Consider the following 26,277-nt stretch of genomic DNA (forward strand, 5'->3'; position numbering starts at 1 on the left):
TTTAATGGAATTGGTATTAAAGCAAACGAATCGTAAAACAGAATCAAAAAAGGCCTCAATCGAGGCCTTTTTCTAAATAGATTTAAGCTTAAAGACGGATACCGGCTTTAGCTAAATCTTTTGCAATCACGCTGCGAGGAAGCGCGACATAACCATCTTTCTCTACAATTTGCTGTCCTTGCATAGACAGTACGTAGCGGATGAACTCACGATCCATTGGTGCAAGCTCTTTATTCGGATGCTTGTTTACATAAACATATAGGTAACGTGAAAGTGGGTATTTACCACTTGCAGCATTTTCAGCTGATGCAGCGATGTAGTTAGTCCCTTTCTTAGATACCGCTACCGCTTTAACACCCGCAGTTTTGTAACCAATACCTGAGTAACCAATCGCGTTAAGTGACTGAGATACTGACTGTACAACTGAAGCAGAACCCGGCTGTTCATTGACGTTAGCTTTGAAATCACCTTTACAAAGTGCTTTCTTTTTGAAGTAGCCGTAAGTACCTGATACAGAGTTACGTCCGTATAACTGTACATCACGACCGGTCCAGCTACCCGTTAGGCCAACATCACCCCAACGTTTAATGTCTTCGCCGCCACACTTATTAGTCGATGAGAAGATACCATCGATCTGCTCCATGCTCATGCCCTTGATTGGGTTATCTTTGTGCACGAATACAGCTAGCGCATCGATTGCAACACGGATAGCCGTTGGCTGGTAGCCGTAATGCTTTTCAAAAGCTTCAACTTCATTAGGCTTCATCTTGCGGCTCATTGGGCCAAACTGTGAAGTGCCTTCAGTCAATGCTGGTGGCGCTGTAGATGAACCAGCGGCTTGAATTTGAATATTTACGTTAGGGTATAGTTGTTTAAAATCTTCAGCCCAAAGTGTCATCATGTTAGCCAAAGTATCTGAACCAACAGAAGATAAGTTACCAGACACACCACTTGTTTTCTCATAAGTTGGTAAAGACTGATCGATTGCCGCCATTGATGCTGCAGAAAATACAGTTGCTGCAGTTAAGCTTACTGCGCCAACAAGTTGTTTCAATTTCATTCTTTGCTCCAGTGTTTAAATATCTTGGTTTCTTAAAACGCTGTCAGTATTAACTTCTATGATGACAAGTCTATTACTGCAAAGTGACACTTCGATGACAGAGCGACTTAATTTGATAAATTTATGTCGTTTAAATGAAAAAACAGGCTAAGCGCCTGTTTTTATGTCATCTAAAATCAGCTTTATCCTGATTACTCGACAGCACTAGTCTGCAAAGCTTTCTATTTCAGCTGATGAATACTCGATTAAGTTCGGCGGGATAACAAAGCTAAATGTACTGCCCTTACCTAATTGGCTCGATACCATAAGCTCACTTTGATGATGATTAAGTGCATGCTTAGTTATCGCAAGCCCAAGGCCTGTGCCACCACTTTGTCTTGAACGTGCACTATCAACACGATAGAAACGCTCTGTTAAACGGCTAATATGTTTCGGCGCAATCCCTTCTCCACTATCACTGACACTAAACTCGCCACCAGAGGCAATTTTACGCCAGCTAATATTGATACGACCACCAGGCTCAGTATATCGAATCGCATTTGAGACCAAATTAGAACAAGCGCTTCTTAGTTGCACTTCATTGCCATACATATCTAGCCCAGGCTCGCAGTATAACGTCACATCATACTGCTCTTGCGCCAATGCCAACGCTTCATCACGTAATATGTCCATCATCTGTGACATATTCACTTTAACTTCAAGGTCGACCTCACCAGCATCTTCGATCCGCGATAGCGCCAAAAGCTGTTCAACCATAGAGCGCATACGTGAGGTTTGCTGCTGCATCTGTTCAAGCGCTCTCACATTTGGCGAGTCAGGTTCCGCCATTGACTGCATCATCTCCAAATATCCCTGAAGTACAGTTAACGGGGTCTTTAACTCATGGGACACATTGGCAACAAACTCTTTGCGCATCCCCTCTAATTGACGCACACGGGTAATATCACGTGCAATCAGTAGTAACTGACCTGAGCCATATCCCATAATGCGGATCTCTAACAAACGCCCTTCAGACAAAGGGGCGGCCAGCTCAAGAGGCTCTTGGTATTCAGCTTGTTTTAAATAGTTTGAAAAATCAGGGTGACGAATTAAGTTATCGATCCGCTGACCGTTATCTTGCGGCCAAACAAACCCCAGCAATAACTGAGCTAGCTTATTACACCAGAGAATATTATGCTCTGAATCAAGCACTACAGCAGCATCAGGCAGCGCTTCAGCACCTTGCCTAAAACGCCCGAGCAAAAACGCTAATTGAGAAACACGCTTACGGTTTTTCCCCTGCAAGCGATAGATGCCATTGAACACCCCTTCCCAACTGCCACTGCCATTTGGTGGCGTTAAGCGACGATCATGCCACAACCAGAAATTCAGCCGAGATAGCTGACGATAGTGCCAGAGCAGCAAACAAATACAACCGAGTAAAAGTACCCAAAAGACTTCACCAAGTAGCAAGCCAACCACCACACAAAGCAGCAGATAGATCACCAATCGCGAAATTAGACGATACCCAGAATATGAATCAAACATAGACCGACCATATGGAGGAACTGAGCACAAGATAGCGTAAAAGCCACCTTGTGCCTATGAGATGTTTAACTAAAGTCTCGTCGAGAAACGATAGCCTGCGCCACGAACGGTTTGGATCAGGCGGTCATGACCGGACAGAGTCACCGCTTTACGTAAACGTCTGATATGCACGTCAACAGTCCTATCTTCCACATAAACGTTAGTCCCCCAAACATTATCGAGAAGTTGCTCTCGACTATACACGCGCTCAGGGTGAGTCATAAAGAAGTGTAATAGGCGAAACTCAGTGGGCCCCATATCCAGCACTTGCTCACCAACGGTAACACGATGGCTGACAGGATCTAATTGCAGCCCTTGTACATCGATAGGGTCCTCAAGACAGGTAGGCGCGGCTCGACGCATAACCGCCTTAATACGCGCGACTAATTCTTTAGGGGAAAATGGTTTAGTAATAAAATCATCAGCTCCAACCTCAAGCCCTCTGATTTTATCTTCTTCTTCACCGCGAGCGGTTAGCATAATAATTGGGATGTGTCGTGTAAACTCATCTTGGCGTAATCGCTTAGCGAGTTGAATGCCGCTGCCCCCTGGGAACATCCAATCAAGTAGTACTAGATCAGGATAGGGCTCAGATAACATATCAAGTGCTGAGTCGTAGTCTTCAGCCGCGGTGGTGGTAAAACCATGTTGCTCTAACACGAAAGTTAGCATCTCGCGAATAGCTAACTCATCTTCAACTATCAATATCCTTGCTGTCATAATCGATCTTCTGTCAGTGAATTTCTACGAGTCTATTATTGGTCAGTTTTATTACATTAATATTAAACGAAGTACTATTTTGACATAATAGACAGAATTATTGTCATAAAGCAGAACTAGTTGCTTTCACTTTACACGAAAAAAGGAGGCCTTAGCCTCCTTTATCGGTATCGATTAGGGTTTAGAACTTGTGTTCTAGACCAACACCGAAGTATTTATCATCATTTTCAACGTTTTCATATGAACGATTAGTATAGAAAGCGAATAATTTAGTCGGCTTGCCTAACTTGTAATCTCCGCCCACAGACCAAGTATCACCTTTGTCTTCCATATCTTGGTACTGAGCTTTTAATACTACGGCGTCAATAGTGTATGCAGCGCTGAATAGGTAACCCGTCTTGCTTTCGCCGCCAACAGTTGGAGTCCCGTCTTTCTCATAGGTTTCTTCTTGCTGCTGGTACATACCGCCTAACTTAAATCCTGCAATCTTACCTTGTACAGTCGCACGTACAACTTCATAGCCTTTCACATCTGCATCGTATGCAACAGATGCATAGATAGGAGACTTCTTAAGCTTTGCATCACCATACATAGCTGCAACACTGAATCCGTCTTGGGCATACTGAGAGCTAGCACCCTCAGCGGCATAAGTAACACCCATTTTAAAACCACTGAATGATGGAGTCATATAAGTAGCAGTTTGCTCAATACGGTTCTCACCTTTAAACAAGTTTTTCAAGTCACCTGAAAGGTCATTGAATTGATCAACTTTACCTTGAGAGATCTTAAGCATGGTGTCGTTACGACCAACAGAAAATGCACCGAAGTTACCTTTAAGGCCAACAAACTGGTTACGTGCTTTGAAGTTCTCTTTTACGTCATCACCAGTATCTACTTCGTACTCAACCGTGTAAAAAGCTTGTAGTGAACTGCTCAGTTCAAATGCACCTTTAACACCAAAACGAGAAGCATTAGATTGAATCGTAGTTGTTGCTTCATCATTTACATCATTAGACTGCGCAGTAACATTCAACTTACCGTAAACTGTTAATGGGTCTGCAGCATGAGCAGAGGCTAGAGTTGCAGTCGCTAGAGCAGAGGCCAGTAGAGTTTTACAAAAAACGTTCATCATTTAATCCTTTCGACGTTTATTCGTCTTGGTTATTGGTTTGGACGAGCGCCATAATGAACAAGGTTTGTTGCATTTTTATTTCAGTAAATACTAATCCGAGTTGTAATTGTTAGAAGTTTGCAATATAAAACTGGCAAAGCCTTTAAAAATGGGGCTTTCAAGCATGTTGGTTGAAATATGACAGTTTGGTTAAATATGACAATCACATCCAGCATCAAGATACTGAAGCGGTTTACCCGAACCTGACAATGGCTTACACTGCGGCTTTAATTTTGACTGAGCACTTTTATCTATGTGGTTTAAAAATCTAACTGTCTACCGCTTTAACAAGCCCTTCTCTGTTGACACTGAATCAATGGAAAAATCACTGGAAGACTTCACCTTCTCGCCTTGCTCAAGCCAAGATATCAGCAAGTTTGGCTTCTCTAATGCATTCGGCAAGCATGGCGACACTTTGGTTCATACGGCAGCAGACAGACACCTTATCTGCGCAACTAAAGAAGAGAAGATCCTACCTGCTCAAGTCATAAAGGAAGCATTAGAGGAAAAAGTTGCGCTACTCGAATCTGAAGATGGTCGTAAACTCGCTAAAAAAGAGAAAGACGCCCTAAAAGATGAGATAACCACCACCCTGCTACCAAGGGCATTTTCTCGTCGCAGTCAAATTCGCGCACTGATTTTACCTGAGATCCAGATGATCTTAGTCGATAGCTCAAGTGCCGCTAAATCTGAAGAACTAATGGCGCTACTGCGTAAAGCCATTGGCACTTTGCCAATTATTCCAATGAGCTTTAAAACCCCGATTGAAACCCAATTAACCGAATGGTTAAAAGAGAGCAAAACGCCAGCACCTTTCGAGATGCAAGATGAAGCTGAATTAAAAAGTGATTCAGATGAAGGCGGCATTGTACGCTTTAAGCAACAAGATTTGAGCGAAAATGAAGTCCTAGCGCATATCGAAGTTGGTAAACAAGTTCATAAACTCGCATTACACTTTGGTCAATCAGTGGCCTTCTTGCTTCAGTCTGACGCAGCCATTAAACGTCTTAAGTTCTCTGAAGAGTTTAGAGCGGGTAATGATGATTTAGGTAATGAAGATCCAATGGCGCGTTTAGATGCGGACTTTGCCTTAATGGGCAGCGAGTTAATCGCTTTGGTTAATGCGGTTGTTGAAGCTCTCGGTGGCCTAGAAGACAGCATTTAATAACTGCTGTTTACTAAACAAGGCGCCTATGGCGCCTTTTTTATGGTGTTTATATTATTAAGCGACTTGCGGCTCCGCTTTTCTCTGTAATGATTGCAGTGCTTCCGCTAGCTTAGTGACTGCAGTGCTGACCGCAGTCGGCATTGTATCAAACTCAACCCCAAGCAATAAGTTTTTCACTTCTAAGCCAAGCTCTGTATCTCCTTCAATGCTGAGTTTTCGTTGGAAAAATAGCGTATCGGGATCTTCTTTCGCGGCGGCGACTAAAAGTAACGCCTTTGAGTCACTCTTAAACGTCACTTCTGCATTTTGTAATGGGCGAACTAGCCAACCGTCGTTATAGCTGACCTCAAAGGTTAAGCTTAAATCTTCAACTTCAATCGCCACCCACCGCTGTTGTAAAAATTCAAGTTCATCGTCTGCAGCTTGCTCTGCGAGCACTAGGCCTAAGATACGCTTTAGCAGATCGGCTTTAACAGTAAAAGGAATAAGTGCTAATGGCTTGGATAGCGCCTTGGGGGCAGCCTGCAGAATTTTTTTAGCCAAATTATTGGGAAGTGAACCTTGCATTTAAAAATGCTCCAGCATTGATACAAAGAAAGTGATCTTACCTAGGTTTTATGATCACAAACCTGTTTTACATCAAAAATTTGATCTTCATTCCCTTTTAAACTCCTGACTCCTTATCATTGGAGCCAAATATATGGAACTGCTGTGCCCCGCGGGTAATCTCGCATCATTAAAAATTGCGCTAAATGCTGGCGCCGATGCGGTCTATCTAGGACTAAAAGATGATACTAATGCCCGTTCTTTTGCAGGTTTAAACTTTACTCCCAAAAAACTGCAACAGGCTGTTGAGTACACTAAAAAATGCGGCAAGAAAGTATTTTTAACCATTAATACCTTTCCAAAACCCGGCGAAGAAACTCGCTGGTATCAAGCCATTGATTTAGCTGCTGCGACGGGTGTTGATGCACTGATTATGGCGGATATATCGCTGCTCGATTACGCTCATAGTCGCTATCCACATTTACCATTGCACCTATCAGTGCAAGCCAGCGCCACGAACCTTGGTGCACTGACACTGTATAAAGAAGCCTTCAATATCGAACGTGCAGTTCTGCCACGAGTCTTGTCGATGAAGCAGGTCAGAGATCTGTCTAAAGTCACCCCTGTTGACTTAGAAGTTTTCGCATTTGGCAGTTTATGCATCATGGCTGAAGGCCGCTGTCATCTTTCTTCATACGTCACCGGCCAGTCACCTAACACCGGCGGCTCATGCTCGCCGGCAAAACATGTGCGTTGGCAAGAAAATGGCAATGATAGGCTAACCTGGTTAAATGATGTGCTTATTGATAAATCAGGTATTAATGAACAGATGGGCTACCCAGTCGTATGCAAGGGGCGCTACACCACTGAAGAAAACAGTACCGCTAGCCATATCCTTGAGGCTCCTACGAGTTTAAACACCTTGAGTTTATTGCCTGAACTTGCCAAAGCAAATGTCGTCTCTCTAAAAATCGAAGGTCGCCAACGCAGCCCAGCTTATGTTGAGCAAGTAACACGAGTATGGCGCACTGCAATCGACAGCTACTTATCAGCACCAGATAAATATCAAACCCAGCAAGAGTGGAATGCAGCTTTAGATAAAGTGTCTGAAGGACAAACAACCACACTCGGTGCCTATGAGCGAACTTGGCAGTAACAGCGCTGCCTATTTTAAAGGAAAGACAATGAAAACATCTCTCGGGCCAATACAGTATTGCTGGTCAAAAGAAAAAGTCAGCCAGTTCTATCAGCAAGTGGCTGACAGCAACATTCCTGTCGTTTACCTCGGTGAAACCGTTTGCAGTAGGCGCCGACAAGTAAAATTTAGCGATTACTTGAATCTCGCGCACATGCTACGAGAATCAGGCAAAGAGGTAGTATTGTCGACGTTAGCGTTATTGGAAGCACCGTCAGAATACACTGAGCTAAAAAAGCAAGTGAACAATGGCGACTTCATGATAGAAGCTAATGATATCGGCGCGGTACAAGCAGCAAAAGAGCTTGGGCTGCCCTTTGTTTGTGGCCCCACCATCAATAACTACAACTTAGCAACGCTTAATAAGCTTCATCAATGGGGCATGCAGCGATTTGTCATGCCAATTGAACTCTCTAAAACGTGGCTATCGAATGTGATTGCAGCAGAAGTGGCTGCTAGCGGAGCGACGTTACCCTATGAAATAGAGGTATTTGCCCATGGATATTTACCATTGGCACATTCTGCTCGCTGTTTCACCGCCAAGCAGCAAGGGCTGCCTAAAGACAACTGCCAAACTGTGTGCTTGTCGCACTCAAAAGGGTTACTCGCTCAAACCCAAGATCAACAACCTCTATTAAGGGTTAACGGCATTCAAACTCAATCAGCTAGCCAAATAGATCTTTCAGCTGATATTGCCCAAATGCAACAGATGGGGGTCAACTACTTTAGAGTTTCACCGAGTAGTTTAAAGAGTGTCGAAGTCGCAGAGAATATTTTGACTAAACCACAATTGCCAGAGCCACTGACATGCAATGGTTATTGGCATCAAACATCAGGATTAGCTCAGGTTTAGTTAAGACTTAAATGTAGGTCTTAAATTTAACATCACATTGGTGGTCCAAGCCACAAAACAGCCGACGCCTAGCCATTCAAACACGGCTGGCCACCACACATCAGGACGATGCATCTCGACAAGCATCTCCTGATAGAACGCCCTATCACCTTCAGTCAGCTCTAAACCAAGCAAAGGTACCATTAGAAATGCCGCCATGCTAATGAACGAGCAAGTGGCCAATATGCTGGTTGCCCTTGAGAACAATCGTCCTTTACCCACTAATAAATACAGCCCATATAGCACTGAGCTCACGCTGCCAAAAATGAAGAAGTATTGCAGCGCGGTGGTATGTAAATGATAAACATTGATAGGAAATAAACCTACCGCGGCAAGACTAAAAAATGTCAGCGCAAGACAAACAAAAAATGGGTAAGACCAAGGGGAATCAGCTATTTGCAAAGAAAACAAACAAAACAACACCACACTCAAACTGCCAAAAAATAGCCCACCATTAATAATGACGGCAAAATAGGAATGACCATAATTACCCAGTTCACTCAGGGTATGGTTCAAAAAGCTAAAGCCTCGACCATCATACTGCTCAAAGGTCAGCACTGACGCAATCAAACCTAGCAATAATCCGAAGATCCCCAGCATGCCAAAGCGAAATGCGAGAGTAGAAACCTTATTATTTATCCGAGCTACCATATATTCCTATTTTTATAATTTCTAATGGCATCATCAAATATATATTGAATTCACCTTTGTTAAAGAGGTCTAGCTCAGATTTTTCACAAGCTTTACAAGCCTCTAAAATGTAGCGTATATGTTATTTTTATCGCCTATGGTTAGTTTTTTCAAGTTTAAAATTTAAAACAATTACTATCTTTCGTCACAAAAAGAGAATAAACCCAGATTGTTACAGCAAAAAAGCGCAATGTACTTTTCACTAATATTTCGTTAAAGAATTTAGATAAACCTGATTAAAAGTGGGTGTATTAATGTTATATTTCAAACAAGTGTTAGACCAAACAGTATAGAGATGTGATCGTTGCAAAATTCCCCTGAGTCGATCATCTTCTGGTATTGGTTGGTATGAGTACGTTCACGATATAATTGCAGTCACATGGAATAATAATGACAACAAACAATGCAAACACAGCCAACCGGGAAGTTAGGCTAACTGATTCAGATCAGCTGATCTCAAGTACCAACAAGCAAGGTGTTATCACCTACGCCAACCCACGATTCATTGAAGTGTCTGGCTTTTCTGAGCAGGAACTTATAGGGCATAACCACAACCTAGTCCGCCACCCTGATATGCCCAAAGCTGCATTTAAAGAGATGTGGCAAAAACTAGAAGCTGGCCAGTCGTGGCGTGGTATCGTTAAAAACCGTTGTAAAAATGGTAACTTCTATTGGGTCGATGCCTTTGTTTCACCACTGTTTGAGCAAGGACACCTTGTCGGATATCAATCGGTGCGTGTTGCACCAAAAACCGAGTATGTCAGCCAAGCGCAGAAAGTTTATCAACGGCTCAACAACGGCAAGGCTGTTGACGATCCCATCAGCCTAACCAATAAACGTTTATTGTCTGCCATGTGTGCCAGTGTAGGATTGGCTGCAGCAGGCTACATTTGGGGCTGGGGCGTCATACTTGCCGGAATCATCCTAATGAGTATTAATTTGGCAATTTTCTATGATGAAGCTTTTCGTATTCCAGCCCGGTTAATGCAAATGAAGCAGCAACACGACTCAGTTAGCCGTTTTATCTACTGTGGTCGAGATACCTCTTCACTGCTTGATTTCCAATTGATGATGAAAGATGCCAAGTTACAAGGTGTCCTAGGCCGCTCGCAAGATAATGCCGAACACATTGATGACATATCAAATCAACTAGTCACCGCAGCAACTCAAGCACATGTAGGGCTTGATGTTGAAAGCCAGCAGATAGAACAAATCGCTAGCGCTACCGAAGAGATGGCGGCGACGATTACCGAGGTCGCCAGTAATATTCAGTCAACCTCTGACAGCATTCAGGACACTTACCTTCTTTGTGATGAAAGTCGGGAAAAGATGCAAAAGAGTGCCAGCAGTATTAATGAACTGACAGAGTCAGTTTCAGAGGCTGCTGCGAATGCTTTATTACTCAATAAAGAAGCTGAGCGAGTCGCCACTGCCATGACCGAGATTGATGGGATTGCAGAACAAACAAACCTGCTCGCCCTTAACGCTGCAATTGAAGCTGCTAGAGCAGGTGAACAAGGGCGTGGCTTTGCCGTGGTTGCTGATGAAGTTCGTGCGCTTTCGAGTCGTACCCAACAATCTACAGAAAGCATTTCTAAAAGTGTCGATAAGATGTTTTCAATGCTGACTCAATGGTCAAAACAGATGGATGAAAGTAAATCCCAAGCATTACAATGCACCGATGACGCTCAGAAATCCGCTCAAAAAGTCGACACTATTTATGAGGCGGTCAGAAATGTTCATGATCTAGCGCAACAAAATGCCGTTGCTGCTGAACAACAAACGCTCGTTGTCGGCGAGATTAATCAAAACATTAGCCATATCAGTCAAGCATCAGTAGAAAACCTGGGGGCAATCAATGTGGTCGAATCGGCAGTTAAAGAATTAAAAATAAACGCTGAAAAAGCAAAATCATTGAGGAAAACATTTAGTTAGTTTGCAGGTCTTAATAAACGTTGTCGTCACAACCTTAAATGGCGACAACTAAAAACTCACAATAAAAACACCAAAACCAAACAACTCAAAAACAAACTTAAAACACTGTTTTAAAAAGACTTAAACAAAAAATAATTTTGTTATTTTTCTACATATTCCTATACAATATATTTAGTCATTTACAGTTAATAACTATTCGCTCACGTTGATATGTTCTCTATATCGATGGAATCGTTTTACATAGATGTTTTAAGGCGGTAACCTCGCCTGTTAGCGGTTGAATGAATATTCAATATATTTTTTGCTTAAGTACAAAACGCCGTTTTTAAGCTACAAAGCAGAACTCGATATTTAGGGTAAAAAAAAGTGTCAGAAAAACAAACCCACAACATTAAAACAATACTCACGTTTATTGTGCCATCACTGATCGGTCTGCTGTTGTTCATGACCCCTATCAGCTATCAAGACGCAATCACCATTCCTATTGCCATTATCTCTAAAGGCTTACAGAGCCTGCTCGGTGAAGCGCTTGTTGGTATCGTAACTGGTATTGTTATTTTTACAGCGATAGCCTCTGTACTAGTTAAAGCAATCAAACCAAAATTAGTAACAGAAAACAGCTTCTTAAACTCATTGTTTAATGTCACGCCAGTATGGTTAGTCATTCGTATCTTAGGTGCTATCTTTATTAGCTTGACCTTCTTCGGTGTTGGTCCTGAAGCAATTCGCTCAGGCGATACCGGTGCGCTGGTATTGAACGACCTGTTGCCAGTATTGTTCTCGGTGTTTTTATTTGCAGGCATGTTACTGCCACTGCTACTTAACTTTGGTTTGCTAGAGCTACTAGGCACTCTGCTAACAAAGATTATGCGCCCTATCTTTAACTTACCAGGACGTAGTGCCATTGATTGTATGGCATCTTGGTTAGGTGATGGTAGTGTGGGAATTTTAATGACCAGTAAGCAGTATGAAGCGCGTTTTTATACCCAACGAGAAGCAGCTGTTATAGGTACAACCTTTTCTGCAGTATCAATCACTTTCTCATTGGTAGTTATCTCACAAGTGCAATTAGAGCATCTGTTTGTTCCCTTCTATTTAACAGTCTGCTTTGCTGGCTTTGTCGCAGCGATAATCGTCCCTAAACTTCCACCACTGTCTTGGAAGAAAGATCTCTATATAGATGAAACTCCACGTCATAAAGATGATGAAGTTATTCCTGCAGGTCACGGAGTTTTCTCGTGGGGGCTGGATCAAGCATTAACCAAAGCTTCACGTGCAGGTGGTATCAAACACACCTTAACTGACGGCGTTAAAAACGTGGTTGATATGATTTTTGGTGTGATCCCCGTCGTCATGGGAATAGGTACTATCGCCTTAATGATTGCCGAGTTCACTCCAATATTTAACTACCTAGGTATGCCGTTTATTCCGCTACTAGAGTTGCTGCAAGTGCCTGAAGCGGCTGAAGCTTCTAAAACAATCGTGGTCGGTTTTGCGGATATGTTTATTCCCGCTATTCTGGCAAGCTCGATTGAATCAGACATGACTCGCTTTATTATAGCGGCGCTGTCGGTTACTCAGCTTATCTATATGAGTGAAGTTGGTGCACTATTGATGGGGAGTAAAATCCCAGTCAACTTCCTTGAGCTTGCAGTAGTGTTTATCTTGAGAACATTGGTTACTTTGCCTGTTATCGCAGGTATCGCACACCTAATTTTCTAATAAGGTAATCTTTAACGACAACAGATAAAGAGCGCTTAGGCGCTCTTTTTTATGGCCGTCATTAACTTGCCATAAAATATTCATCTTGCAGTCAACTATCACTTTTACTCTATCGGCATCCCCCAGCGTTAACTGGCAGGACAATGAAAGAGAAACGGCAAGGATTAGCAAATAGTAAACAACAACTTTTGAGCCCCTCGCTCCCAAGTCATATAGATAGCATATCGCCAATCAACAGCAGCGAAAGAGATAGCCCTGAGCAACACTTCAATGCAATCTGGTTGTCAGATGTTCACCTCGGCAGCAAAGACTGCAAAGCGGAGTACCTGCTACAACTTCTCGACTCACTGCGCACCGACAAACTGTTTCTCGTGGGCGACATCATCGATATCTGGGCGCTGAAGCGCAAATTCCTCTGGCCGCATAGTCACAATCTTGTGCTGCAAAAGCTGCTTAAAATGGCCCGGGAGGGAACGCATATCGTGTATATCCCCGGTAATCATGATGAAATATTAAAGCCCTATGATGGCTTCCACCTGTGGGATCTCTCCATTAGTAAAGAACACATGCATACCACCGCCTCTAACCGCAAAGTATTAATGGTGCATGGCGATCAATTTGATTCCGAAGTGTGCATTGGCCGTGCCTACGCTAAATTAGGCGACCACCTTTATGATTTACTGCTGTTTCTAAATCGACAACTGCATAGAGTTCGCAACCGCTTAGGCTACCCCTATTGGTCGCTGGCAAGTTACGTAAAACTTAGAGTCGCTAAAGCGCAGCAAGCTATCAATAATTACCGTTCTGCCGTCATACACTATGCAAAATCGAAAGGGGCTGATGTGGTCGTCTGTGGCCATATCCACCAGCCTGAGCTCAGCCTTACAAATAATATTATTTATGCCAATGATGGAGACTGGGTGGAAAACTGTACTTTTATCGCTGAATCCCAATCAGGAGATATCCAACTTTTAAAGTGGCAAGAATCAACGCAAAGCGCCCGATTGATCAGCGCTTTCCAATTTGCTCAGCAAACCGTTAAACCAAAAACTAAGCGTGTAGCCTAACCTCTTAGCAGCCATATAAGGGCCATAATTATGATCTTTAGCGTCGATAATGTTGTAGAAAAAAACTTACCACAGCTCGATAAAAGTCCATGGTTAGCCACGCCAACCAAAGTCATGCTTCGTTATTTACTCAAGGAAAAAGAGTGCAATGACATAGCCAATAAGTTTGCCTTTTTACAGGGCGTCGACTTTGTCGAACAGCTACTTAACAGCTTCAACTTCAGTTACAGCGTTCCCAATAATGAAATTGAGAATATTCCAATTGAAGGGCGTGTGGTTATTTATGCGAATCACCCGATTGGATCGCTCGATGCATTAGCCATGATAAAGCTAATAAGCAAAGTAAGACCCGACATAAAAGTGGTCGCCAATGAGCTACTGATGGCGCTAGAGCCATTGCACTCGATACTATTACCAGTGCGCAATATGACCGGTGGCACCCCCAAACAGCATCTAGATAATATTCACAAACACCTGCGTAATGAAGGCGCGGTGCTGATTTTCCCCAGTGGTGAAGTTTCTCGCTTGCGCCCCACAGGTGTGGTCGATCTTCACTGGCACAGTGGCTTTCTCAAAATAGCAAAAGCCTGTAATGCGCCGCTGCTACCCATGCATGCAGATGCCAAAAACTCAGCCGCTTTTTACGGTGCTTCAATGCTTTATAAACCATTAGCTAGCTTGATGCTGGTAAAAGAGATGTTTAAACAAGCAAAGAAAACCATGCCAGTGCGTATTGGAGAGTTGATCCCAAAGGAGGTGGTAAACAGTGCTGACTTCCCACTGAAAACCAAGGTTAAACTACTCAAGAATCATCTTTATCGCATTGGAAAAAATCGCAGCCCACTGTTTACTACCCAAAGTGCAATCGCCCACCCTGAGTCTCGCAGTGAATTACAAGCAGCACTAATGCAATGTGAACTCCTTGGAGAGACCAGCGACGCTAAGAAGATCTTTCTATATCAGCATCAATCAAGTAATCCGATTATGCGTGAGATTGGTCGCCTCAGAGAGATAGCCTTTCGTGCAGTAGGAGAAGGGAGCGGAATGCGCCGTGATACTGATAAGTACGACCGCTACTATCAACACTTGGTATTATGGGATCCCATCGACTTAGAGATAGTCGGTTCATACCGTTTCGCTGGAGCCAAAGAGGTGCATCAAAAACAGGGGAGTGATGCGTTGTACAGTCAGTCACTCTTTGAGTATCACCCCGCCTTTGCGCCCTACTTTGAACAAGGCCTAGAGCTCGGTCGCAGTTTTGTACAACCCAAGTACTGGGGAAAGCGCAGTTTAGATTACCTCTGGGTTGGGATTGGTGCATTCCTCGTTAAAAATCCACAATATCGATACCTCTTTGGTCCAGTCTCTTTAAGTGATCATTTGCCAGACCCGGCAAAAGAGCGATTAATCCACTTCTATAAAACCCAATTTTCTAATGAGCAATCTCTAGCGCATTCATTTAGCCCGTATATTTTTAATGAAGACAAGCTACAACAACTCAACAAACAATACTGTCAATTAGATTATGCGCAGGGCTTTAAACAACTCAAGCAAACAATGGCCAGTATGGGCGCAGCAGTACCTGCGCTCTATAAGCAATATGGCGAATTATGTAATGATGATGGGGTTAGTTTTCTAGATTTCGGCATAGATGCTGAATTTGGCGATTGCATTGATGGGCTAGTGCTTGTTGATACCCTGAAACTGAAAGATAAGAAGCGCAGCCGATATTTTGACTGTCACCGAGCTGAAGTAGGCGCCATAAAATAAGATAAAAAAGAGCCAGCTTTATAGGCTGGCTCAATTGACTTTATCTTGGTAAGGGAAGAGTTTTAAATCGCCCAGCCGCCCATATAAAATACCACCAAGCCGATAGTAATCGCTAACACACCAAGCTTTAATTTGCGCCACTCACCACTACAAATTCTACCTATAACTAACGTAACAAAACCAAGCATAATGCCAGTAACAATGTTACAGCTTAAGATAATGAATACCGCACAGGTTAGACCTGCCATCGCATCGACTTTATCGTCAAAATCAAGTTTAGTGACGTTACTTAGCATCAGCAGTCCAACATACATCAATGCTGGCGCGGTCGCGTAAGCAGGAACCAAATAGCTCAGAGGTGCTAAGAACATCATCAGTAAAAACAGTACACCGACAATCGTCGCCGTGAGCCCCGTCTTTCCGCCAGCCGCTGTGCCTGCCGCCGACTCGATATAGACTGCAGCCGGCGCGCCGCCGACAGCACCTGCAAAAATACTACTGACAGAATCTGACGTCAGTGCTTTACCGCCACCGACAATATTATCTTTTTCATCAAGCAACTCAGCTTGACCCGCCACAGCACGAATGGTGCCTGTTGCATCAAAAATCGCAGTCATCACTAGCGCCAAAACAATAGGCAATACCACAGGATTGAGCGCGCCCATTACATCGAGTTGGCCGATAAGTGAGGTTTCGGACATTAAGTCTGGCAGTGCAAAGAGCCCCTGATAAGTGACGCTAGGATCGAATACCAAACCAAACACAGATAGCGCGATAATCACCAGCAAAATACCACCAGGCATGCCACGGCGCTCAAGCCCTATAGTGGCAGCCAAACCAACAATGGTTGCAATAACAGGTAAGCTATTAATATCGCCAAGTTTTACCGGTAAGCCAGCATCATTTGATACAATCAAATTCACGCTGTTAGTGGCAATAAGTAATAGAAATAAGCCAATACCTATGCCAGTACCGTGAGCGATCCCCTTAGGTAGATTAGTCAGTACCCACTGGCGTATACCTGTCACACTAACAAGGGTAAATACGATCCCCATTAAAAAGATAGCGCCAAGTGTCACTGGGATCGAAATCCCTTGCCCTAATACCATACTAAAAGCGGTAAATGCAGTAAGCGAGATTGCGCAACCAATCGCCATAGGCAGGTTAGCCCATAGCCCCATAAGCAAAGAGCCAAAAGCGGCGATTAAACAGGTCGCAATAAACACAGCCGCGGGGTCAAAACCGGCAGTGCCTAACATGTTGGGAACCACAATAACGGAGTAAACCATGGCTAAAAACGTGGTAAAGCCAGCGATAACTTCACGCTTTAAGGTACTGCCACGAGCTGAAATATTGAAATATCGATCCAAGAATGAATCGGAGGGAACGGCTGAGCTTGCCAGAGTCTGTTCAGACTTCATAATTATTTTACCTTGATCTCTTAAATATCAGTTAACTAATGACGATTCATTAGCGACACGGCTACGGCAGGTAGAGCCCCAAAGCGATTAGACTTGGGTGAGAGATCCACGAAACGCTTCATGCGTCAGTGACCTGCGAGTCTTGCTGTCAGCAACTTTATCAGTCAATTGCTGACAAACATTATCTGGTAAAATTTACTCTTACCAACATAACCTTTGTTGGCGCGGAGTGTACCGTAATATAAAGCGATGAGATACGAAACAGCTAACAGTTTTGAGTTACATATGCAAAAATAACAGACTTAATGAATGGCCTACCAGGTATCAAGCGTGGCGATGAGTCTAAATATAGGCTCGACTAAATCATCCATGATTTAGAAGCTTGCACAGCTCAAAGCAAGTGAGTAGCGAGTATTAGACCCAAACTCGTAATTGGACAATTCCGAGTTACGATGAACAAGTACAGCTGAACTTTCTGATAACGTATTCTATGCCAAACACATCAATTGACTACAAAGTAGTGGCCAATTTTACTTGATCACTACAAGAAGATTTTAACGAATTGAAAGCCTGTTCTGTTTAAAAGGTAAACTTACTGCTTTACTCAGCTTCATCATTGAAGTGCGTTAAGCAGTAATATACTTGACTAAAACTTGCCTTAATTTACTGGCACATCCAATAAAATCACTTCACTGTCTTCTAAGACTTCAATTGTGATTGTTTTTTGAAGTGTCACTTCAGCGCCATCACCTTTTTGCATGACGACTTCTGTTTGATCATCCATAACTTTAAAGCTACCTGAAGATGCCAACACATACATTTGTTGCTCAATTTTTTGAGTAAATCGGGTTCCTTTTTTAAGTACTCCGCCATATACCCGGGCTAGCTGATTAATAAACAGCGCGCTACCTTCATCTTCAGGGAATCCAGATACTAATAATGGCAGTCCGTTTGTGTTGTTCTCATTGCTGAATTGTTTAGTGTCCCAACGAGGCTCCACGTTACGCTTATTAGGCTCAATCCAAATCTGATAGAAAGTTAGTGGATCTTTCGTCAAATTATATTCCGAGTGAGCAATCCCTGTTCCTGCACTCATGACTTGGACTTCTCCGGCAGGTGTCACCCCTTTATTGCCAGCACTGTCTTTATGCGTAATTGAACCTGTTCGAACAAAGCTAACAATTTCCATATCTTGGTGTGGGTGAGTAGGGAATCCCGTTCCAGACTGAACCCAATCATCATTAACAACTCGCAGTACGCCAAAACCCATACGTTGTGGATTATAGTAGTTAGCAAAACTAAAGTGATGACTCGATTTTAGCCAACCGTGATCCGCTTTACCTAGCTCATTAAATGCATATAGTTTAATCATGGTGTTACCCTCGTTGAATTCTAATAAAAGTTGTTAATCGTGCAGTGCGTTAGTGAGTGCGCTTAGCAATGACATTATCTATAGATAATCGTCCGCCACCTTGCAGCATTAGCGCTGTGCTAATGACAACTAAAGACAAAGCAAATTCGTATCCGTTATTGACCATAAACAGTCCGTTTTCAAAATGGACAGTAAAGAGTGCCACAAGCATGGTTATTGCCAATACCAGTGCGGTTGGGCGAGTGAGCAATCCAAGAATAATGAACAGTCCGCCAACAAATTCAGCGCTACCGGCCAAGAAAGCCATAAGCACACCAGGTGCTAAACCGATTGATTCCATCCATTGCCCTGTGCCTTCTAAACCATATCCTCCAAACCATGCAAAAAGCTTTTGAGCACCATGCGCCATGAAAATTAATCCGACTGGGATTCTCAATACTAAAGCTGTCCAGTTTTGGCTTGAAGCTGTCATTTTATTAAGTTGTGATGCAATCATATTTATTTCCTAAGTTCATTGTTTCTGAATGTTGAAGCTATTATATTTAAAGGTACTGACGATTAATAACGATCATAATTGAACAACCAGTTCAAAAGGATTGAACAATGAACTCACCTATCACTTTAGATGCATTAAAAGTACTGGATGCGATTGAACGTAAGAAAAGCTTTGCTGGGGCAGCAGATGAATTATTTCGGGTGCCCTCGGCCATCTCTTATACGGTCAATAAACTTGAAGAAGACTTAGATCTTGCTATTTTTGACCGCAGCAAAAGAAAGGCTGAGTTAACCGCTGTTGGAAAATTGATTGTTGAACAAGGTCGATTGATATTGGATGCAACTAACGAATTAACCTATATGGCTAAACAGTCAGCGAGTGGTTGGGAGTTAGAGATTCGGATCGCCCTCGATAGTATTTTATGTTTCAAGCCTATCTATGCGTTAATTGAACAGTTTCAAGTCACTCATCCATGGATTGATATCAAAATTACTGAAGAAGTTTTTGGTGGCACTTGGGATGCTTTAAGTGCAGAGCGTTGCGATCTTATCATTGGTGTTGAAGGTAGTGAGCGCAACAACAGCTTTAAGACTATCCCTATCGGTCAACTTGAGTTTATCTTTGCAGTCGCTAAAGACCATCCTATTCGACGAGCACCGCAACCTCTAAGCAACGACTCTATTAAACAATATCCATCAATTGTTGTGGCAGATAGCTCAAGGCACCTCGCATTGCGTTCAGCGGGCTTACTTGATGGACAGCCACGTATAACCGTCGCCAATATTGTCCAAAAAATTGACTTGCAAGTATTGGGGCTGGGGATTGGATATTTACCGGTCCATCGTATTCAAGATGAATTGGCGAGTGGGAAATTGGTGGCGTTATCCGTCAACAAGCCAGAAATTCGGGCTATCGACTTATGTGTCGCTTGGCGTAAAGATAATAAAGGCAAAGCGCTTGCTTGGTTTGTAGAGCAAATACAAGCCCTACAAAGCGATGTTTTTCTGGGAAAGCATCGCAATTAACAGTGACACCCATAATTAATTTTTTTGAACGCCATAGAAAGATTAGAATGCTTCATTTTTGATAATATTAAATTCTTCTTTGTTTATTTTACCCGACTCAAGTTCATCTTTTACTTTTGAAACTATCACGCGACAGTCCATACATGACGATCAGCATCTGAAATATAACCATAGATATAAAGGCTAGTTTTTTGGTCCCAGTAAAGCTATTTTTATTGATAATATTGGCAAACTCTTGGGCAATAATTATAACTGTACAGATACAGCTAAAAGGGAGTAAGTCTGGAGCAAGCTTTGTTGAATTTAAAAGTGACCGTTTGAATTAGCTGCTAACACTTATAAGCAAATTAATCGGGTCACAAATTAATCGGGTCAGAGTAAAAGTAGGTTTGTATATGACCCAGTGTTATTTTCAAAAACAGAAATAACATAAGAATCAACTTCAGGCTCAATCCTTTCATCCATAATTAGATTAGGTTTTGTATGCCAAATGGCTTTGAATCCACATTTGACGAAATATCGAGCCAACTCGCTTTGGGGCAAAAGCGAGTTTCAAAAACTAACAGAATACTCCAACTCCCCATCGTAGTTGCCGAAGTACGTTTAAGACTCTTTACAAATTTAAGTCCGTAATGCCCACACGGTCTTTCTCGTGCATCCATGCACTTTAAGACATTCAGGCATTCTGCCTATCTGATGTGGGCATAGCTTTCGCGGGACAGGCTGCTTATTGGCATTTGCCCCATATGGATATGGGAAATGTCTGTATGATATCGGGAACATCATTGACCATGCCACCGCGGCATTCGTAAATCCATTTACAGCAGATGTCCCATCGGAAGCGTTAGGCTATTTCGAATAAGTGCGAGGGAGACAACTTCGTCTGGGGCGCTGAGGGATTGATTCTTATGAAATCAAGAGCTATGAAATCAACAGCGGGCGCAAGCGCTTTCCCCCTTGGCTCTACTCTTTGTTAGAAGAATGGGCGAAGCGCCACGACTTTAATCAGACGTAGTCTGATGCACTAGAGGTTTTACCCGCCGCAGGCGATTAGATACACCTTTATTCAAAGGTAAACACGTTTGGGATATTTAATGCTACCTCTTGACGCCTAAAGCCCGTTTTTTAGCCCGTTGCCTTTGCGCTGCTTTACCATTTTTACGTGGCTGCACTTCCATTTTGGTTAAGTCTGGCTCAAAACCCGGTAACCATTGTTGTGGTAGACGCTTATCCAGTAGTGACTCTAGCTCTTCGAGCAAACGAGCATCATCCTCACTATAGAGCGTAATGGCTTTACCTGTGCAACCAGCCCTACCGGTACGTCCTATCCGATGGATATAGTCTTCAGCAACAAAGGGGATCTCATAGTTAACCACATAATTGAGCTCAACAATATCAAGCCCCCGTGCGGCCACATCCGTTGCGACTAACGCTTTAATACTTCCTGATTTAAAATCATTAAGCACTTGTTCGCGGGCGCCTTGGCTTAAATCACCATGAAAAGCTTTAGCCGCAACACCTGCTGCAACTAACTTGCTGGTAATGGTATCGGCGGTTTGTTTCTTACGGCTAAAAATCAGTACTTGCTGCCAGTCATGCTTGATAATTAAATGACTAATGAGTGCAGGCTTTCGCTCGCTATCAACCGCGTAGGCTATTTGCTCGACACTGTCTGCGGCGCTATTAGTCTTATCAACTTCAATGCGTAAAGGTTTGTTAAGTAGTTGTTTACTTAAGCGGTAGATAGCATCAGAAAAGGTCGCCGAAAACAGTAAAGTTTGCCGCTCCGCTGGCAGCTGCTTTAGAATGGCATTAATCTCATCGATAAAACCCATATCCAACATTCTGTCGGCTTCATCAAAAACTAAAGTTTCAATCGCCTGCAACGACAAGGACCCACGACGCAGGTGATCCAGTAACCGCCCAGGGGTCGCAACCACTATATCGACGCCAGCGGCCAACGAACTTGCCTGAGCATCAATACTGACACCGCCATAAATAACCACACTTTTAAGCGCAGTATTAACCCCATATTCACTGACGCTTTTATTCACTTGAACGGCAAGTTCTCGAGTCGGCACCAAGATTAACGCACGAATACTAGCAACCTTTTTATCAACTGCCTTTGCTGTCAACCTCTGCAATATTGGTAGAGTAAAAGCCGCAGTTTTGCCCGTGCCAGTTTGAGCACTCGCCATTAAATCTTTGCCACTTAAAATAGCCGGAATGGCGGCAGTTTGGATCGGCGTTGGCTGGTTATATCCTTTTTGCTTTAGAAGGATGAGTAACTCGTCACTTAATGATAAAGATGAAAAAGACACCTGCATGTACCTAAATATCGCTATAACACTTGCGCGCATAGTAACAGAAAACAGCAACGTTGTTTTACTCGCTTTAGTGGTTAACTCAGCCTGGCAATAGCAGTATCTTATTTGAAAATATTAAGCTTGAGAGACTATACTCAAAACTCGTTTATGAGGGATCGAATAACGTGATAAATAATAACAAGATAGTGCTATCCATAACCATTGCTACTGCTAGCTTGCTCTCAAGCAATGCCTGCGCAATTGATTTCTTTGACCCCATTGATGGTTACTTTGATGCTGGCGAATATCTAGCAGAAAATGCCTACGGTTTTCTGCCAGTGCCTAGCATTATCACCGAACCTTCAGTGGGTAACGGTCTAGCTATAATGGGCTTGTTTTTACATGAAACTGACGCGCAAAGAGACAAACGCAAAGAGGTGGCGACTCACTCCATTGATGGTGGTGCGCAGCTACTCACACCGGGCATATCTGTGGTCGGCGTCGGCGCCACAGACAATGGCAGTAAAATGGGCTTTGCTGGTCACAGACAAACATGGGGCAAAGACAGCATTCGTTACTTAGTTGGCGGCGGCTATGGCGATATCAATATGAGCTACTACAGCCAAAACAATTTTGCTGATGCCCTCTCCCTCGATCTTAATTTGCAAGGCTATGGGTTATTGCAAAAATTGCAGTATCGTATTCCTGACAGCGCATTTTTCGTTGGTGTATCGCAAAAGTTCTTGAGTATTGATATGAGCAATCGTCACGCAAACAGCACTCTACCTCCCGAACTCATTGATAGACTCACGGGACTATTAAATACCACGCCCAAGGTCTCTGCACTCGGTGCTATTATCGAATATGACAGCCTCAATAATTTCTTTCTGCCCACCAGCGGCTATAACTATATCGCTGAATATGATTGGTTTAGCGAAAGCCTAGGCAGTGATTATGATTACCAAACATTGAACGTTGAAGGTATTAACTATTGGCCACTTTCTAAGAGCCTGACATTCGGATTAAAGATGCGCTATCAATCCGTTACCAGCGATGACCGACTACCAGTTTTTGCCTATCCCTATATCGATCTTCGTGGTATTCCGAAAAACCGTTACCAAGGGGAGAATGTTGGCTCTGCCGAGGTGCAATTAATGTGGAAAGTCACCCCTCGTTGGATGCTACTGTCTTTCGTTGGCAGCGGTGTGGCTGGAGATTCTAGCAGCTCTATGTGGGACAGCGATGAACAAAATGCTTATGGGCTCGGCTTTAGGTACACCATTGCAAGGCGTTACGGACTGCACATGGGAATTGATGTCGCTAAAGGGCCAGAAGATGTGGCCTGGTACGTTAATGTTGGCACCGGGTTTTAACCGGCATCAGTATTATAAGCAATAAAACATGAGCAAAGTCACAAACTACAGCAAATCATGATAAAGCAAATGCTAAAGTGATGACTGGATCACAGCCTTAAAGGCTAAAAAAACGACAATAGCTGCCGGTTTAATTATGTCGTTATTGTTGGTCGTTCTGTGTTCGAGTTATCTCATCAAGTTTTATTTTGGGTTCAAGCGTTAGGCTTTGTGTCTATGGCTATCGGTTGGTGGGCTAATGCTCAGTCGTGCGATGCTAAACTCGTCTCTGGCAACCTGTTAGCATCTAGCTTAACGGCGATTCACTTAGGACTGCTTGGCAGTACCTTAGGCATGATGAACCAACTATTAAATATTGGTCGGTTCGGCAGTTGCAGAAGCGAAAAAGCACGCAGTGGTTGGCGCATTACACTGTTGCCATTGCTGTTTTCAACATTAGCAGTAATACAAGGCCTTATTTGGGCCGAGCACTGGTCTGAATGGTGCGCTGTTGCAGCCGCCGTTTTAATGAGCTATGCCCTATTTTATTGCAGCGCGCTAAAATTACGCTACGCCATGCTCCTGAGTAACTTACTCAACCTGATGTTATCGGTTCACCTGCTTTCATGGTCGGGTATCGCTTATCAACTAATCACCATTGCGATTATCCTTAAAGGATTGCCAGCCGTAAAACAGCAGTCTTACGCACTAGATAGCGCGACTTAAGTAGAACTTTACAGTTAAATTTATTTTATTATTAGCAGAATGTTTTACTCAGATTCATAGGTAAATTAGTATAGCGGCAGAAGGTGTAACCTTTGGTGGCGTTAAAGAAGGGATCGCAAGACAAGGAAAGCTATATGAATGAACGTCGACAATTTTCAAGGGTTTTATTTCCCAATCAAGCACAACTTCGTTGCCAAGACGCTATTTGGCAAACAACATTGCTCGACATTAGTCTCAATGGTGCGCTCGTAGAAACGCCCGCGCAATTTGCCCCCAAAACAGGGCGACTACAGTTAAGCTTTACCATTCCAGACTCTGATATTTTGGTTCAGATGGAAACCGAGCTAGTGCATCAAAAAGATAATCAGCTGGGTTTAGCGTGTCTGCATATCGATGTGGAAAGCATTAGCCACTTAAGACGATTAGTTGAGCTTAATGTTGGCGACCCGACGTTACTTGATCGGGAACTCACGCTGTTTATCGACAAACGTAACCCTGAAAAATAACTGACTTTCAGGGTTGTAAGCTCAAACGTGTTTCTCTTTCTGGCCTTTACGTTAGTTGATCAGCTCGATAAGTTCATGGATTGTTTTAATCGCATGGATCTTCGCCCCTAGCCCTTCCATTGATTTATGGTAGTTTCTATAGGGGATATAGATCTCAGTAAAACCATGCTGCACCGCTTCCTTCACTCTCGGCACACCGCTATCGATTGGCCTAACATCACCATTAAGACTCAACTCCCCCATAATACAGGTGGTTCTTGGCACCACAAAATCATTAAGGCTACTGAGCAATGCCGTGACTAACGCCAGGTCAATACACGTTTCAGACTCATCAATCTTTAGCCCTCCAACCAAATTAAAGTAAGTATCGTGGAAGATTTTAGTCTTGGTATGCTTACGCAAAATACCAGTTAACATCTTAATACGATTCATATTAAGACCAACACATACTCGCTGTGGAAACTCCCCTTCAGTTTCAGTGGTTAAACATTGGATCTCAAGTAGCAGATTACGATTACCTTTACGAATACAGGTGATCGCGGCTCCTGGAGATTCAGTGCTCGAACCAGAGAGGAATATTTCACTGGGGTTATCAACGCTCAACATACCGCGCTCAGTCATGCGAAATATACCGACGGTATCCACATCACCAAAACGGTTTTTATTCGCTCTAAGTGTGCGCACTTGGCCGTCATTGCACTCGATATGGGTGAGACAATCAACGATATGAATAAGAGTTTGTGGGCCCGCCGTTTCGTTGTTTTTATTCACATGCGCCACCAAGAACATGGTGACATTGTTTTGCTTACAGTATTGCGTCAGCGCTTGAGCACTGCCTTTAACTTGCGATGGCGAACCAGGACTGCCATTCGCCATCTCGGTGACAACCGCTTGAATAGAGTCAATCACTGCAAATTTAACCTGCTTGGCCTCAAGCTCGGCAATAATAGCTTCTACGCTGGTCTCAGCCATTAGATAAAGATTGTCTTCGTTGCAATTAAGCTTTAATCGATTAACGCGGTTTTTAAACTGCGACAGAGATTCCTCTGCAGTACAGTATAGAGACGGCATTAACTGTGACATACGCGCAACGAGATCAGACAACAAGGTCGTTTTACCTGCGCCAGGATCACCCGAGATAATATTGACCGAGCCTGTGGTTAAACCACCGCACAAAACCCTATCTAACTCGCCAATGCCAGTCAGTCTCTTTTGTGCTTCAACCTCTTCAATCTCTGTGAGCCTTTTTGAACCACCACCAACAGCGCCAGCATAACCTGCACTGGTGGCTGTTGTCGGTTTAATAGTAGAGATCTTAAGTTCACTAATGGTGTTCCACTCTTGGCAAGCGCTACACTGACCCTGCCAGCGAGGAAAGTCTTGACCACATTCATTACATACGTAAGCTGTTTTATTCTTTGCCATGATTCTTTCTAGATAGTATAAAGTCGATAAAGTATCGGCAATTGAAGCCGATAACTATGAGTACAAGGAAGATAGTACTGGAAATAATTATAAAAACTTGCCTGTGAGCCTATCAGCCATTGGCCCAATAAGCATCCTAAAAGAAG

Annotated in this window: 22 protein-coding genes; 11 read left to right on the forward strand and 11 right to left on the reverse strand. The window is 43.2% G+C overall.

Features of this window, described 5'->3' with window-relative positions; genetic code table 11:
- Positions 1-88: 88 nt before the first annotated feature.
- The 4 genes from AB4135_RS03530 to AB4135_RS03545 form a co-directional block, all read right to left on the reverse strand.
- On the reverse strand, positions 89-1,060 hold the full coding sequence (locus tag AB4135_RS03530) for a PstS family phosphate ABC transporter substrate-binding protein (RefSeq protein ID WP_371990366.1): 972 nt from the start codon (positions 1,058-1,060) through the stop codon (positions 89-91).
- A gap of 204 nt (positions 1,061-1,264) precedes the next feature.
- Positions 1,265-2,587 (reverse strand): phosphate regulon sensor histidine kinase PhoR, encoded by a 1,323-nt coding sequence (gene phoR / locus AB4135_RS03535; protein ID WP_371990368.1) that lies wholly within the window; start codon positions 2,585-2,587, stop codon positions 1,265-1,267.
- 69 nt (positions 2,588-2,656) lie between these two features.
- Positions 2,657-3,346: a phosphate regulon transcriptional regulator PhoB gene (gene phoB / locus AB4135_RS03540; RefSeq protein ID WP_371990370.1), complete on the reverse strand. Its 690-nt coding sequence runs from the start codon at positions 3,344-3,346 to the stop codon at positions 2,657-2,659.
- Between the two features lie 181 nt (positions 3,347-3,527).
- The gene (locus tag AB4135_RS03545) at positions 3,528-4,478 is read right to left on the reverse strand and encodes a porin (RefSeq protein WP_371990372.1); all 951 of its coding nucleotides are present in this window, start codon (positions 4,476-4,478) and stop codon (positions 3,528-3,530) included.
- Positions 4,479-4,770: 292 nt separating this feature from the next.
- Between AB4135_RS03545 and rdgC the strand changes: the two genes are divergently transcribed.
- Positions 4,771-5,682, forward strand: coding sequence for a recombination-associated protein RdgC (gene rdgC / locus AB4135_RS03550; protein ID WP_020911434.1), 912 nt, complete (start codon positions 4,771-4,773; stop codon positions 5,680-5,682).
- A gap of 57 nt (positions 5,683-5,739) precedes the next feature.
- On the opposite strand, the gene AB4135_RS03555 is transcribed toward rdgC, so the two are convergent.
- Positions 5,740-6,252 (reverse strand): SCP2 domain-containing protein, encoded by a 513-nt coding sequence (locus tag AB4135_RS03555; protein ID WP_371990374.1) that lies wholly within the window; start codon positions 6,250-6,252, stop codon positions 5,740-5,742.
- 133 nt (positions 6,253-6,385) lie between these two features.
- On the opposite strand from AB4135_RS03555, the gene AB4135_RS03560 reads away from it, so the two are divergent.
- Together AB4135_RS03560 and AB4135_RS03565 are read left to right on the forward strand one after the other, a co-directional pair.
- Entirely contained in the window at positions 6,386-7,387 is a 1,002-nt protein-coding gene (locus AB4135_RS03560) for a peptidase U32 family protein (RefSeq protein WP_371990376.1), read from the forward strand.
- Between the two features lie 28 nt (positions 7,388-7,415).
- The gene (locus tag AB4135_RS03565) at positions 7,416-8,279 is read left to right on the forward strand and encodes a U32 family peptidase (protein WP_371990377.1); all 864 of its coding nucleotides are present in this window, start codon (positions 7,416-7,418) and stop codon (positions 8,277-8,279) included.
- Here the strand turns inward: AB4135_RS03565 and AB4135_RS03570 are convergent, their stop codons facing one another.
- Positions 8,280-8,969: a DUF998 domain-containing protein gene (locus AB4135_RS03570; RefSeq protein WP_371990379.1), complete on the reverse strand. Its 690-nt coding sequence runs from the start codon at positions 8,967-8,969 to the stop codon at positions 8,280-8,282.
- 429 nt (positions 8,970-9,398) lie between these two features.
- On the opposite strand from AB4135_RS03570, the gene AB4135_RS03575 reads away from it, so the two are divergent.
- From AB4135_RS03575 to AB4135_RS03590, 4 genes are all read left to right on the forward strand, one after another.
- The gene (locus AB4135_RS03575) at positions 9,399-10,943 is read left to right on the forward strand and encodes a methyl-accepting chemotaxis protein (protein WP_371990381.1); all 1,545 of its coding nucleotides are present in this window, start codon (positions 9,399-9,401) and stop codon (positions 10,941-10,943) included.
- A gap of 366 nt (positions 10,944-11,309) precedes the next feature.
- Positions 11,310-12,665, forward strand: coding sequence for a YjiH family protein (locus AB4135_RS03580; protein WP_371990383.1), 1,356 nt, complete (start codon positions 11,310-11,312; stop codon positions 12,663-12,665).
- Between the two features lie 143 nt (positions 12,666-12,808).
- The gene (locus AB4135_RS03585) at positions 12,809-13,732 is read left to right on the forward strand and encodes a UDP-2,3-diacylglucosamine diphosphatase (protein ID WP_371990385.1); all 924 of its coding nucleotides are present in this window, start codon (positions 12,809-12,811) and stop codon (positions 13,730-13,732) included.
- Between the two features lie 15 nt (positions 13,733-13,747).
- The gene (locus tag AB4135_RS03590) at positions 13,748-15,502 is read left to right on the forward strand and encodes a GNAT family N-acyltransferase (RefSeq protein ID WP_371990473.1); all 1,755 of its coding nucleotides are present in this window, start codon (positions 13,748-13,750) and stop codon (positions 15,500-15,502) included.
- Between the two features lie 62 nt (positions 15,503-15,564).
- On the opposite strand, the gene AB4135_RS03595 is transcribed toward AB4135_RS03590, so the two are convergent.
- The 3 genes from AB4135_RS03595 to AB4135_RS03605 form a co-directional block, all read right to left on the reverse strand.
- Positions 15,565-16,923 carry an NCS2 family permease gene (locus AB4135_RS03595; RefSeq protein ID WP_371990387.1) on the reverse strand — a complete coding sequence of 453 codons (1,359 nt, stop codon included), beginning with the start codon at positions 16,921-16,923 and terminating at the stop codon, positions 15,565-15,567.
- 658 nt (positions 16,924-17,581) lie between these two features.
- Positions 17,582-18,295, reverse strand: a complete 714-nt coding sequence (locus tag AB4135_RS03600; RefSeq protein ID WP_229371391.1) for a pirin-like bicupin family protein — start codon at positions 18,293-18,295, stop codon at positions 17,582-17,584.
- 49 nt (positions 18,296-18,344) lie between these two features.
- Positions 18,345-18,791: a DoxX family protein gene (locus tag AB4135_RS03605; RefSeq protein ID WP_229371389.1), complete on the reverse strand. Its 447-nt coding sequence runs from the start codon at positions 18,789-18,791 to the stop codon at positions 18,345-18,347.
- Positions 18,792-18,898: 107 nt separating this feature from the next.
- Between AB4135_RS03605 and AB4135_RS03610 the strand changes: the two genes are divergently transcribed.
- Positions 18,899-19,816 carry a LysR family transcriptional regulator gene (locus tag AB4135_RS03610; protein WP_371990389.1) on the forward strand — a complete coding sequence of 306 codons (918 nt, stop codon included), beginning with the start codon at positions 18,899-18,901 and terminating at the stop codon, positions 19,814-19,816.
- 1,097 nt (positions 19,817-20,913) lie between these two features.
- Here AB4135_RS03610 and AB4135_RS03615 read toward each other — a convergent pair.
- Positions 20,914-22,137 carry a DEAD/DEAH box helicase gene (locus AB4135_RS03615; protein ID WP_371990391.1) on the reverse strand — a complete coding sequence of 408 codons (1,224 nt, stop codon included), beginning with the start codon at positions 22,135-22,137 and terminating at the stop codon, positions 20,914-20,916.
- Between the two features lie 170 nt (positions 22,138-22,307).
- Between AB4135_RS03615 and AB4135_RS03620 the strand changes: the two genes are divergently transcribed.
- From AB4135_RS03620 to AB4135_RS03630, 3 genes are all read left to right on the forward strand, one after another.
- On the forward strand, positions 22,308-23,495 hold the full coding sequence (locus AB4135_RS03620) for a BamA/TamA family outer membrane protein (RefSeq protein ID WP_371990393.1): 1,188 nt from the start codon (positions 22,308-22,310) through the stop codon (positions 23,493-23,495).
- A 159-nt stretch (positions 23,496-23,654) separates the two neighbouring features.
- Positions 23,655-24,200, forward strand: a complete 546-nt coding sequence (locus AB4135_RS03625) for a YgjV family protein (RefSeq protein WP_371990394.1) — start codon at positions 23,655-23,657, stop codon at positions 24,198-24,200.
- Positions 24,201-24,334: 134 nt separating this feature from the next.
- Positions 24,335-24,706 (forward strand): PilZ domain-containing protein, encoded by a 372-nt coding sequence (locus AB4135_RS03630; RefSeq protein WP_371990396.1) that lies wholly within the window; start codon positions 24,335-24,337, stop codon positions 24,704-24,706.
- A gap of 51 nt (positions 24,707-24,757) precedes the next feature.
- On the opposite strand, the gene radA is transcribed toward AB4135_RS03630, so the two are convergent.
- Positions 24,758-26,131 (reverse strand): DNA repair protein RadA, encoded by a 1,374-nt coding sequence (radA, locus tag AB4135_RS03635; protein WP_371990398.1) that lies wholly within the window; start codon positions 26,129-26,131, stop codon positions 24,758-24,760.
- Positions 26,132-26,277: the final 146 nt, after the last annotated feature.

This window comes from Shewanella sp. 10N.286.54.B9 (genome assembly GCF_041468565.1).
Classification (GTDB): domain Bacteria; phylum Pseudomonadota; class Gammaproteobacteria; order Enterobacterales; family Shewanellaceae; genus Shewanella.

Coding starts and splice junctions, on each gene's coding strand:
- AB4135_RS03530 (WP_371990366.1), bottom strand. CDS start 1,060: ATGAAATTGAAACAACTTGTTGGCGCAGTAAGCTTAACTGCAGCAACT.
- phoR (WP_371990368.1), bottom strand. CDS start 2,587: ATGTTTGATTCATATTCTGGGTATCGTCTAATTTCGCGATTGGTGATC.
- phoB (WP_371990370.1), bottom strand. CDS start 3,346: ATGACAGCAAGGATATTGATAGTTGAAGATGAGTTAGCTATTCGCGAG.
- AB4135_RS03545 (WP_371990372.1), bottom strand. CDS start 4,478: ATGATGAACGTTTTTTGTAAAACTCTACTGGCCTCTGCTCTAGCGACT.
- rdgC (WP_020911434.1), top strand. CDS start 4,771: ATGTGGTTTAAAAATCTAACTGTCTACCGCTTTAACAAGCCCTTCTCT.
- AB4135_RS03555 (WP_371990374.1), bottom strand. CDS start 6,252: ATGCAAGGTTCACTTCCCAATAATTTGGCTAAAAAAATTCTGCAGGCT.
- AB4135_RS03560 (WP_371990376.1), top strand. CDS start 6,386: ATGGAACTGCTGTGCCCCGCGGGTAATCTCGCATCATTAAAAATTGCG.
- AB4135_RS03565 (WP_371990377.1), top strand. CDS start 7,416: ATGAAAACATCTCTCGGGCCAATACAGTATTGCTGGTCAAAAGAAAAA.
- AB4135_RS03570 (WP_371990379.1), bottom strand. CDS start 8,969: ATGGTAGCTCGGATAAATAATAAGGTTTCTACTCTCGCATTTCGCTTT.
- AB4135_RS03575 (WP_371990381.1), top strand. CDS start 9,399: ATGACAACAAACAATGCAAACACAGCCAACCGGGAAGTTAGGCTAACT.
- AB4135_RS03585 (WP_371990385.1), top strand. CDS start 12,809: ATGAAAGAGAAACGGCAAGGATTAGCAAATAGTAAACAACAACTTTTG.
- AB4135_RS03595 (WP_371990387.1), bottom strand. CDS start 16,923: ATGAAGTCTGAACAGACTCTGGCAAGCTCAGCCGTTCCCTCCGATTCA.
- AB4135_RS03600 (WP_229371391.1), bottom strand. CDS start 18,295: ATGATTAAACTATATGCATTTAATGAGCTAGGTAAAGCGGATCACGGT.
- AB4135_RS03605 (WP_229371389.1), bottom strand. CDS start 18,791: ATGATTGCATCACAACTTAATAAAATGACAGCTTCAAGCCAAAACTGG.
- AB4135_RS03610 (WP_371990389.1), top strand. CDS start 18,899: ATGAACTCACCTATCACTTTAGATGCATTAAAAGTACTGGATGCGATT.
- AB4135_RS03630 (WP_371990396.1), top strand. CDS start 24,335: ATGAATGAACGTCGACAATTTTCAAGGGTTTTATTTCCCAATCAAGCA.
- radA (WP_371990398.1), bottom strand. CDS start 26,131: ATGGCAAAGAATAAAACAGCTTACGTATGTAATGAATGTGGTCAAGAC.